Annotated in this window: 10 protein-coding genes and 1 pseudogene; 10 read left to right on the top strand and 1 reads right to left on the bottom strand. The window is 52.7% G+C overall.

Going from position 1 to position 10,079, the window contains the following annotated elements:
- Positions 1-83 precede the first annotated feature (83 nt).
- On the top strand, positions 84-347 hold the full coding sequence (locus NR121_RS24575; protein ID WP_256832100.1) for a hypothetical protein: 264 nt from the start codon (positions 84-86) through the stop codon (positions 345-347).
- 228 nt (positions 348-575) lie between these two features.
- Here the strand turns inward: NR121_RS24575 and NR121_RS24570 are convergent, their stop codons facing one another.
- On the bottom strand, positions 576-2,543 hold the full coding sequence (locus NR121_RS24570; RefSeq protein ID WP_062409914.1) for an ABC transporter ATP-binding protein: 1,968 nt from the start codon (positions 2,541-2,543) through the stop codon (positions 576-578).
- Positions 2,544-3,107: 564 nt separating this feature from the next.
- On the opposite strand from NR121_RS24570, the gene NR121_RS24565 reads away from it, so the two are divergent.
- The 9 genes and pseudogenes from NR121_RS24565 to NR121_RS24525 all read left to right on the top strand — a co-directional run.
- Positions 3,108-3,743: a 5-formyltetrahydrofolate cyclo-ligase gene (locus tag NR121_RS24565; RefSeq protein ID WP_054820235.1), complete on the top strand. Its 636-nt coding sequence runs from the start codon at positions 3,108-3,110 to the stop codon at positions 3,741-3,743.
- Complete coding sequence (gene moaC / locus NR121_RS24560) at positions 3,736-4,251, top strand: cyclic pyranopterin monophosphate synthase MoaC (protein ID WP_062409913.1); 516 nt, start codon at positions 3,736-3,738, stop codon at positions 4,249-4,251. The genes NR121_RS24565 and moaC overlap by 8 nt, the downstream gene beginning before the upstream one ends.
- A gap of 50 nt (positions 4,252-4,301) precedes the next feature.
- Positions 4,302-4,802 (top strand): MogA/MoaB family molybdenum cofactor biosynthesis protein, encoded by a 501-nt coding sequence (locus tag NR121_RS24555; protein WP_062409912.1) that lies wholly within the window; start codon positions 4,302-4,304, stop codon positions 4,800-4,802.
- Entirely contained in the window at positions 4,792-5,790 is a 999-nt protein-coding gene (locus tag NR121_RS24550; RefSeq protein ID WP_082661024.1) for a molybdopterin-binding protein, read from the top strand. The genes NR121_RS24555 and NR121_RS24550 overlap by 11 nt, the downstream gene beginning before the upstream one ends.
- Before the next feature lie 41 nt (positions 5,791-5,831).
- The gene (locus NR121_RS24545; protein WP_054820236.1) at positions 5,832-6,104 is read left to right on the top strand and encodes a twin-arginine translocase TatA/TatE family subunit; all 273 of its coding nucleotides are present in this window, start codon (positions 5,832-5,834) and stop codon (positions 6,102-6,104) included.
- Between the two features lie 14 nt (positions 6,105-6,118).
- Positions 6,119-6,895, top strand: coding sequence for a twin-arginine translocase subunit TatC (tatC, locus tag NR121_RS24540; protein ID WP_062409910.1), 777 nt, complete (start codon positions 6,119-6,121; stop codon positions 6,893-6,895).
- A gap of 360 nt (positions 6,896-7,255) precedes the next feature.
- Positions 7,256-7,537: a co-chaperone GroES gene (gene groES, locus NR121_RS24535; RefSeq protein WP_054820237.1), complete on the top strand. Its 282-nt coding sequence runs from the start codon at positions 7,256-7,258 to the stop codon at positions 7,535-7,537.
- Positions 7,538-7,654: 117 nt separating this feature from the next.
- Positions 7,655-9,289, top strand: a complete 1,635-nt coding sequence (gene groL, locus NR121_RS24530; RefSeq protein ID WP_062409909.1) for a chaperonin GroEL — start codon at positions 7,655-7,657, stop codon at positions 9,287-9,289.
- A 508-nt stretch (positions 9,290-9,797) separates the two neighbouring features.
- Positions 9,798-10,079: pseudogene (locus tag NR121_RS24525) on the top strand (hypothetical protein); the annotation flags it as partial.

Genomic DNA, 10,079 nt, shown 5'->3' with positions numbered 1-10,079 from the left:
GCAGCCACATCGGCCGCGCTTTCGGCGACTTGCTCCAGGGCCGCTACGACGTTATCGGTGCCATGATCGCGCGCAAGCTGGCGATGAACTGGCACCTCATTCGTGTCTCCGCCTGGAGCAAGGTGCTGCTTACGGCCCTGGCGGTCATGGCCGTACTGGTGTTCCGGCCCCAAGGCCGACTGCGCCGATGGGAGGAGAGATACCCGTACCTGATACACGGGTGTTATGCCAATGTCATCGGTGCCGCCGCAGCATTGGTCCTGAACGATTCGGGCATTGTCGCCGCCGGCACCATGATTGTGTACAGCAGTGTGCCGCTGCTGCTGCTGAGACTGGAAGACGCCTGACGGGGGCCGGTACCACTCTATGGATTGGGGTCTCCATATGAAAAATAGCGGGTGACAACCGTACTCAGGTTGACGTTTCTACGGCTTTGCCGGGAAATACAACCTAAAGTCCGCGTCGATCCGCTATTTTACAGGTATGGACTATTTTCTCTCGGTTGGCGAATGCTAGTGTTCGCACCCTTGACCAGAGGCATCCACATCACAGGCGCTGATTATCGCAACGACCGTCTACTCCGCCAGTTCTTCCCACTGCTCGTAAGCGTCGGAGAGCTGAGCGCGCTTTTCTTCGATAAGAGCATTCTTTTCCTGCACCAGCACGTAGTTGTTGTATACCTCGGGCAGGGCGAGCTCCGACTCCAGTTCGCCGAGTTCCCCTTCCAGCCGGGCGATGAGCTCTTCCAACTGCTCCAGTTTGCGCAGACGGCTGCGTTCCTCCCGTTTGGCCTGCTTTCCGGCCTCATAGCCGCTGCCCTTGGCCTCCGACACGGCAGCGTCGGAAGGGGCCGCGGTGGAGCCGCCGGTCTTCGCGGCCTTGCCCTTGGCTTCCTCGGCCTCTCTGCGCTGCTGCTCGATCTCGGCCAGCTCCAGCTTCTTTTCCACATAGTCATCATAATTGCCAAGGTAGCTGGTGACGCCATCCGGGGTCAGCTCCAGTATGTTCTCCGCCATTTTGTTCAGGAAATAACGGTCATGGGAAATGAACAGCAGGGTACCTTCGTAATCGATCAGCGCCGATTCCAATACCTCTTTACTGTAGAGGTCCAGATGGTTGGTAGGCTCGTCGAGGATCAGGACGTTGGCTTTTTGCAGCATCAGCTTGGCCAAAGCGACCCGTGCCTTCTCTCCGCCGCTAAGCGATCCGATCTTCTTGAACACATCCTCGCCGCTGAACAGGAAATTGCCCAGCACCGTACGGATGCGCACTTCTTCCAAATGGGGATAAGCATTCCATACTTCCTCCAGCACGGTCTGATTCGGATTCAGTCCTGTTTGCTCCTGATCATAGTATCCGATTTTCACATTCGTTCCCCAATCGTAAGTGCCGCGGTCCGGCGTATGCTGTCCGATCAGCGTCTTGAGCAGCGTCGATTTGCCGATGCCGTTGGGACCGATCAAAGCGGCCGTATCGCCGCGGCGCAGCTGGAATGATACATTGCGGATCAGCGGATTTTGCCCGTCATATGAAACGGCAATTCCCCGGACGTCCAGAACCTCGCGACCGGAAGGAGTCTCCACCTCAAAGGAAAAGCTCGCCCGTTTCAAATCTCCGAGAGGCTTGTCGAGGCGCTCCATTTTTTCCAGTGCTTTGCGGCGGCTCTGCGCCCGCTTGGTCGTTGAAGCGCGAACGATGTTGCGCTGGATGAACTCCTCCATTTTGGCAATCTCGTCCTGCTGCTTTTCGAACTGCTTTAGCTGGTTCTGGTATTCTGCTTCCTTCAACTCGATGTACCGGGTATAGTTGCCGGTGTATCTGCGGGAGGTCGTCCGTTCGATTTCATAGATGGCGTCCACCAGCGAATCGAGAAAATACCGGTCATGGGACACCACCAGAATGGCCCCCGAATACGAGCGCAAATACTGCTCCAGCCAAGTGAGCGTCTGAATGTCCAAATGGTTGGTCGGCTCGTCGAGCAGCAGCAGGTCGGGAGCTTCAAGAAGCATTTTGGCCAATGCCAGCCTGGTTTTCTGACCGCCGCTCAGCGCCTGTACCGGGGTGGAAGGATCCATCCCGCCGAAGCCCATCCCGTTTAAAATGCCCCGGATTTTGGCCTCGATCTCATAGCCGCCCCGCTCGCGGAATGCGTCGGAAAGCTCGGCGTAGCGGCGCATCGTTTCTTCCATTTTTTTCCCGTCGGCAATGACGTCCGGGTCGGCCATCCGTTCCTCCAGCCGCCGCAGCTCGGTTTCCATTTCAAGCAGACCGGCAAAAACGTTCAGCAGCTCGTTCCATATCGAACGGTCGGAGACAAGTCCGCTGTTTTGTTTTAAATACCCGATTTTTGTTTCCTTCGCTTTAAAAATTTGGCCCGAATCATAAGAAAGCTCGCCTGCAATGATCTGAAGCAGCGTCGATTTGCCTGCTCCGTTCACGCCCACCAGCCCGATCCGCTCGCGGGCTTCGATTTGAAGCGATATATTGGAAAGTACGGTACTGGCCCCGTAGCTTTTGGTAATTCCCGAAACTTGCAGCAGCATGATATGGTATTCCTCCTGAATCCTAGTTCCTCAAGTTTAAAAGGTTTTTTCTATATCATGTAGTGTAGCATATTCACGTGCCGATTTCGATTTCCAGCCGATGACATGTCTGCCAAATCAAACGCTCCGCCGTATGCTCAAAAACGAATGCAGCCTCTTCCGAAGGAGGCGGTTTTCGTGCCCGCCGTCTATATGCGGCGGCAGCACGCTATACGCAGATCCCGCTTTACCTCGGCCCCCCCATGACCGGATTGTTTCCGCCCGGGAGATTCAACCGTTCTCTTACGAGTCCGCGCTGGCGCTTGGTCTTTCGCAAACCGGTGCCCGCCGTGTCTGGCCAACCGCTGCCCGCGGCTGGGAGATCGGCCGTATTTTTACGATGCCGTCTGACTCTGAGCTTGCTATGATAAGGAAAAGTCGGGCGTCTGATCCTATGCCGGTCATCGCCGTCCTGCCGCTCGAAATTCCTGCCGGCCTTCGCTTCCATGAAAGGCTGTATTTATTTTCACGATATGATAAAATGAAAGCTAAACCAGATTTGAACGCCAAAAGTGAGGCGGTTTCATGAACATAAAAGAAAGAAAAATAGAGCTTCGCCACCAAGCGGAGGCGGTTCGTGCCGCCATAGCCGAGGAAGAACGCCAGCGCAAATCCCGGATCATCTGCGATAAAGTGATTGAACGGCTGGAGCAGCTGCTTGAACCGGGCGAGCCGGTAAGATGGCGGCCGACGCTGTTTACCTATATGCCCATCAAAACCGAGGTTGATGTCACGCCCGTGCTTGAAGCCTGCTGGAAGCGCCAATGGCGTGTCGTCGTTCCGAAGGTAGTGCCCGCTTATAAGCAGCTCAAGCTCTATGAAGTACGCTCCTACACGGATCTTCAGCAAGGGACTTGGGGCATCCGGGAACCGGTGCCAAGAGCGAAGCAGTTGTTCGACATCAGGCAGATTAATGTCGCATTAGTGCCTGGACTTGCTTTTGATATGAATATGGGCAGGCTGGGGTACGGAGGCGGTTTTTATGACCGCTTCATGCAGCAATACGTTCGGACGGGCCTTCCCAAACCTTACATTATTGCGGCGGCCTTTGAGGATCAGCTGGTTCCGGAGGTGCCGATGGGGCTCTTTGATTTCCGGATCAATGAGCTGATTACTGAATCACGGAACATCATGGAGAGGAGTTCGGAAGCCGATGTCTGAACAAGAACCTAAGCAAAGCCCGCTGACTCATTTTGACGCACAGGGACGTGCGCGTATGGTGGACGTTTCCGCCAAGCAAGAAACCGTTCGTACGGCTACAGCCCGAACCATGGTCAAAATGCAGGCATCCACGCTTGAGCTGATTCGTCAAGGGAAAATCGGCAAAGGAGATGTGCTGGGTGTAGCGCAAGTCGCGGCCGTTATGGCTGCGAAGAAAACGTCCGATTGGATTCCTATGTGCCATCCGCTTGCATTAACCGGCGTGGAGGTCCGATTTACGGATGATGGGGAAAGCGAGCTTTATATTGAAGCGACGGTCCGCACCAAAGGGCAAACCGGGGTGGAAATGGAAGCTCTCACGGCCGTATCGGCTGCAGCGCTAACCGTATATGACATGTGCAAGGCGGCGGAAAAGTCGATGCAAATCGGACCGACCTACCTGCTGAGCAAAACCGGCGGCAAGAGCGGCGATTATTATTATCCCCGGCAGGCCGCAGGTACGGATTGATTTTGCGTATGCAATACAGATACTAACGATTTCAGGGGAGGAGCAGGTTTATGCGCTGGAAAGTGGCTATCTTGACTGCAAGCGACGCGGGTTCCCGTGGGGAGCGGGAAGATACAAGTGCACAGGTGATCCGTGAGCTGATCGAAGAGGAAATGAACGGAGAAATTATCGAGTACCGCATCGTACCGGACGAAAAAGACGAAATTATGGCGGGGCTGATTGAGATGACCGACTATTTCAAAGCTGATCTGATCCTCACGACGGGCGGTACGGGGCTGGCCGTTCGCGATGTTACTCCTGAAGCGACTTTAAGCGTTATCGACCGTGAGGCTCCTGGATTCGCCGAGGCGATGCGCATGTCCTCTTTGCAGAAAACGCGTCGCGCTATGCTGTCCCGGGCCGTTTCCGGGATTCGCGGAAAAACGCTGATCATTAACTTGCCCGGCAGCCCGAAGGGCGTGTCGGAGAACTTGTCCGCCATTATGGATCAGCTGCCTCATGCGCTGGCGATTCTGACCGGACGTGAAGGGGATCATGGCCGTGAAGCTTGAATCTATGCTTGAAGAGGTTGCTGTTGAGAAGGCAGTCGGGATGGTGCTTGCGCACGACCTGACGCAGATCATCCCGGGTCAATTCAAGGGGCGTTTGTTCAAAAAAGGTCACGTGATCCGCGAAGAGGACATCCCCGCGCTGCTAAGCATCGGTAAGGAGCATATCTATACGATCCGGTTGGAGAAGGGCATCCTGCACGAGGACGAGGCGGCTCTGCGCATGGCCAAGGCCGCGCTAGGCGCAAATGTTCAGCTGACCGAGCCCCATGAAGGAAAAATTACGCTGAAATCAACCATTCACGGCCTCGCCAAAATCGATAAAGCACGCATCGACGAGGTAAACTCCCTCGACCAAATCATCATGTCCACCATCCGGACCAATTCGGTCGTCCACCCAGGGCAGGGATTGATGGGTACGCGTGTGATCCCGCTGATTATTGAAGAAGCGCGGATTGCGGAGGTGGAACGGATTGCGGCAGCGGACGGACCGCTTGTGGAGGTTAAGCCGTTTAAGAAGCTGCGCGTCGGGTTAATCACGACGGGCAGCGAGGTGTTTAAAGGCCGGATCCAGGACAAATTCGGACCTGTGGTGCGGGAAAAGCTGGCTGCCTTAGGGTCGGAAGTCATAGAGCAGCGCTTTGCTCCGGACGATAGCGAGATCATTGTCAGGGAAATACGCAGGTTCAAGGAAGAGGGAGCAGACGCGATTTTTGTCACGGGAGGCATGTCCGTTGACCCTGACGATCGCACCCCGGGCTCCATAAAGCAGGCCGGTGCGCGCATCGTCAGCTACGGGACGCCGATGCTGCCGGGTTCGATGCTGCTGATCGGATATCTCGATGAGATCCCGATCATGGGGCTGCCCGGCTGCGTCATGCATGATCCTTACACCTCGTTTGATGTTCTTTTACCGCGTATTTGCGCAGGAGAAATGATCACCCGGGACGATATTACCGAGATGGGATACGGCGGCTTGTACAATTGCTGAGTTTTTGGCAACGAGCTAATTAGCTGGAAAGGACGATTGCTGTGTTTGGAAATTTAGGCTTCTCAGAAATATTGCTGATCGCCGTCATAGCGCTGCTGCTGTTCGGGCCGAACAAACTACCGGAATTGGGGCGTTCCCTTGGCAGAACACTTCGTGAATTCAAACAGGGAACGCGCGAATTGCTGTCTGATGAAGAACCCGTGCCTCCGGGACGTAAAGACGTCACCCCTGCCAATTCCAGTGTAAAGGAATCTGAACAGCCCCAGGCCATTCCTACGGATCACCGCCAGGATCCCCGCAGACTTCCGGATTAATGAGGTGAAACGACATGGAACAAGATGACGGCATGACACTTGTCGAGCACTTGACCGAGCTGCGTAAACGCATCATCTGGGTCATTATTGTGCTTGTGCTCGGTATGGTGGCCGGATTGATTGCCGCCCAGCCGCTGATCACGTATTTGAAGTCCGTCCCGCCGGCGAGCAAAATCAGCTGGAACGTGTTTTCGCCCTGGGATGCGATTAAATTGTATATGAATTTTGCACTGGTCATGGGGCTGCTGATCACCTTGCCCTTTACCCTGTACCAGGTTTGGGCTTTTTTGAAGCCTGGCCTTAAGCCGATCGAACGGAAGGCCTCGCTGATCTATGTGCCGTTTGCTTTTCTGATGTTTCTGCTGGGCCTCGCGTTCGGTTATTTCGTTGTGTTTCAGATGGCTTTTATATTTACCACTACGATTACCGAGAACCTGCAGCTTAGCGAAACGTACGGCGTGACTCAATATTTCTCTTTTATGTTCAATATCCTTATTCCTCTGGCGCTTGTATTTGAGCTTCCGATTGTCGTATTGTTCCTCACGAAAATACGTTTGCTTAATCCGATGCTGCTCCGGAAGTTCCGCCGCTATGCATACTTGCTGCTGGTTGTCATATCCACCTTGATCACACCGCCTGATGCAGCCTCCGCTATCATTGTATCGGTGCCGATGATCGGGCTGTACGAGTTTAGCGTCTTTCTTTCGGGGAGGATGTACCGGAAGCAGCTGCTTCAGGATCAAGCCTGGGAATATGAGGGAGCCGAAACGGCTGTAAAGTCTGTCGATTGACAGGCTTTTTTGTTTTGGAGAATCAGAAGAAGAATTCTTGTCGGAACAAGGCCGTTTCGTTTCAGGCTGCGAATCAGACGATGTCCTGATTTTCGTTCGCATTGCTGTAGACGTTTCCGAGTTTTTGCTGGTACTGTGCAGTTAATTATTTTAGCTGTGATATATATATACTCACTTGAAATCATTGTACTGTTCTTCCGTATATTTTGTTCTCCCGTGGTTACAATGAGAGGGGTGTAAAATTGTTGTAAAACCACTTGCAAAATTCATGCGAAGTGAGTATCATAAGAATTGTTGTTAGCACTAAACACATACGAGTGCTAATAAAACCAACCAAAATTTAAAGGAGGCTATTTTCTCATGATCAAACCGTTGGGTGATCGCGTAGTCATTGAAGCCATCGCTAAGGAGGAAACGACCGCAAGCGGAATCGTACTGCCTGACACGGCGAAAGAAAAGCCGCAAGAAGGTAAAGTCGTAGCAGTAGGCAGCGGTACACTCAAAGACGGCGAACGCGTGCCGCTTGAAGTTAAAGAAGGCGACCGCGTCATTTTCTCCAAATATGCTGGCACTGAAGTGAAATACGACGGCCGCGAGCTGCTCATCATGCGTGAGAGCGATATCCTTGCTATCTTGGCTTAATAAGGATTGGTACTGGATATCTTCGCGCTTTATACTTAAGTATTGTGTTTTTACTTATGAAAATATCCGAATGGTAAAATAAATGATTCATCAAAATCGATTTAGGAGGGTTTACTCATGGCAAAAGAAATCAAGTTCAGTGAAGACGCTCGCCGCTCGATGCTTCGCGGGGTTGACGCTTTGGCTAACGCAGTAAAAGTTACCTTGGGTCCAAAAGGCCGAAACGTGGTTCTGGAGAAAAAATTCGGAAGCCCGCTCATCACCAATGACGGTGTAACCATCGCTAAAGAAATCGAACTCGAAGACGCATTCGAGAATATGGGCGCTCAACTTGTAAAAGAAGTAGCAACCAAAACCAACGATATCGCTGGCGACGGTACGACGACGGCTACCGTTTTGGCTCAAGCGATGATTCGCGAAGGTCTGAAGAACGTGACTGCCGGCGCGAACCCTATGATTGTCCGCAAAGGTATCGACAAAGCGGTTAAAGCTGCCGTTCAAGAGCTGGCCAAAATCTCCAAGCCGATCGAAGGCAAGCAATCCATCGCTCAAGTTGCTGCGATCTCCGCTGCTGACGACGAAGTAGGCGAATTGATCGCTGAAGCTATGGAAAAAGTGGGCAAAGACGGCGTTATCACCGTTGAAGAGTCCAAAGGCTTTGCTACCGAGCTTGAAGTGGTTGAAGGTATGCAATTTGACCGCGGCTACATTTCCCCGTACATGATTACGGACACAGACAAAATGGAAGCTGTTCTGGAGAACCCGCATATCCTGATCACGGACAAGAAAATCACTAACATTCAAGAAATCCTTCCTGTTCTTGAGAAAGTTGTTCAATCCGGTAAGCAGCTCTTGATCATCGCAGAAGACGTAGAAGGCGAAGCGCTGGCTACTCTTGTAGTGAACAGACTGCGCGGAACGTTTACTTGTGTAGCTGTTAAAGCTCCTGGCTTCGGCGACCGCCGCAAAGCAATGCTGGGCGATATCGCTGCTCTGACCGGCGGCCAAGTGATTACGGAAGAGCTCGGTCTGGATCTGAAATCCACTACGCTGGAACAACTCGGTTCTGCTCGCCAAGTTCGCGTAACGAAAGAAAACACGATCATCGTAGACGGCGCTGGCGACAAAAAAGACATCGGCACTCGTATCTCGCAAATTCGTGCTCAATTGGAAGAAACCACTTCCGATTTCGATAAAGAAAAATTGCAAGAGCGTCTCGCTAAGCTGTCCGGCGGCGTAGCTGTCGTGAAAGTCGGCGCTGCAACTGAAACAGAGCTGAAAGAGCGCAAGCTTCGCATTGAAGATGCTCTGAACGCTACCCGTGCGGCTGTAGAAGAAGGTATCGTAGCAGGCGGCGGTACAGCCCTTGTGAACGTATATGCAGCTGTAGCGGCTGTACAAGCTGAAGGCGACGAGAAAACAGGCGTAAACATCGTTCTGCGCGCTCTGGAAGAGCCGGTTCGTACGATCGCAGCAAACGCTGGTCAAGAAGGCTCCGTTATCGTTGAACGCCTGAAAAAAGAATCCGTTGGCATCGGCTACAACGCTGCTACCGGCGAATGGGTTAACATGATCGAATCCGGTATCGTTGACCCTGCAAAAGTAACGCGTTCCGCGCTTCAAAACGCAGCATCCGTAGCGGCTATGTTCCTGACAACCGAAGCGGTTATCGCTGACAAACCGGAAAAAGAAAAGCCTGCTGTGCCTGACATGGGCGGCATGGGCGGTATGGGTGGCATGGGCGGATTCTAATCCGGCCTGTCCCGTATGGAAAAGCGGCATCCCTTTCTTGGGGGATGCTGTTTTTTTGTGTACGCCCAGCATGGGCGTCATCTCTAGGGTGAAAGTCCCAAACGGGCTGGCGAGCGCCTACCGTTAGCCAAGGGCAAGGGTGTCGCCGCGAGGCGGAATCTGAAGGAAGCCGGAGGCTACAATCAGAGTAGGGTCTCGGAGAAAGCTGTAGTCGGGGCGATTGCCCTCTCACTGGGATGAAATAATCCCGTTGGTGTGTTTAATCGCCTCCTCGCCTCACCCGGTTGTGGCCAAGCCCACGTATAGGTGAATGTAAAAGCAACTGTGCCTGCATTTTATTCTTAACGAGGGGATGGAAATGCGCTTTATTGGCCTGGATGTGCATCAAAAATATACGGAAGGATGTGAGATCGGCCCAAACAAACAAAAAAGACGTTTTCGGATAGCCAACACGTGAGAGTCTTGGGAGGAGTTCGCCAAAACCCTAGATCCCGAAACTCGAGTCGTCATGGAAGCCACCAGCAACGCCTTCTGGATTCATGATATCTTATCAGACTATCCCGGACAAGTTGTTGTTGCTAATCCTCTGAAAACCCACGCCATTGCGGAAGCGCGTGTAAAGACAGATGCCCTTGAAGCTCAAATTCTAGCTCAGTTGCTCGCGGCTGACTTTATTCCAGAGAGTTGGGTGCCTAATAAAGAAGAATACCTGACGGAAGTATTTAGAGAAGGTTACGCTGCCGGCAATGGAACAAATCGTTTTATGTTCATCACTGAAGTTATTGGATTT

The sequence above is a fragment of the Paenibacillus sp. Pae15 genome, assembly GCF_024519685.1.
Taxonomy (GTDB): Bacteria; Bacillota; Bacilli; order Paenibacillales; family NBRC-103111; genus Paenibacillus_G; species Paenibacillus_G naphthalenovorans.
The sequence above is the reverse complement of the archived record's forward strand: the minus strand, read 5'-3'. Positions and strand labels throughout refer to the sequence as shown.

Bases quoted from the DNA above. Each gene is read 5' to 3' on its own strand.
- NR121_RS24575 (WP_256832100.1), top strand. From the start codon at position 84: ATGAACTGGCACCTCATTCGTGTCTCCGCCTGGAGCAAGGTGCTGCTT.
- NR121_RS24570 (WP_062409914.1), bottom strand. From the start codon at position 2,543: ATGCTGCTGCAAGTTTCGGGAATTACCAAAAGCTACGGGGCCAGTACC.
- NR121_RS24565 (WP_054820235.1), top strand. From the start codon at position 3,108: ATGAACATAAAAGAAAGAAAAATAGAGCTTCGCCACCAAGCGGAGGCG.
- moaC (WP_062409913.1), top strand. From the start codon at position 3,736: ATGTCTGAACAAGAACCTAAGCAAAGCCCGCTGACTCATTTTGACGCA.
- NR121_RS24555 (WP_062409912.1), top strand. From the start codon at position 4,302: ATGCGCTGGAAAGTGGCTATCTTGACTGCAAGCGACGCGGGTTCCCGT.
- tatC (WP_062409910.1), top strand. From the start codon at position 6,119: ATGGAACAAGATGACGGCATGACACTTGTCGAGCACTTGACCGAGCTG.
- groES (WP_054820237.1), top strand. From the start codon at position 7,256: ATGATCAAACCGTTGGGTGATCGCGTAGTCATTGAAGCCATCGCTAAG.
- groL (WP_062409909.1), top strand. From the start codon at position 7,655: ATGGCAAAAGAAATCAAGTTCAGTGAAGACGCTCGCCGCTCGATGCTT.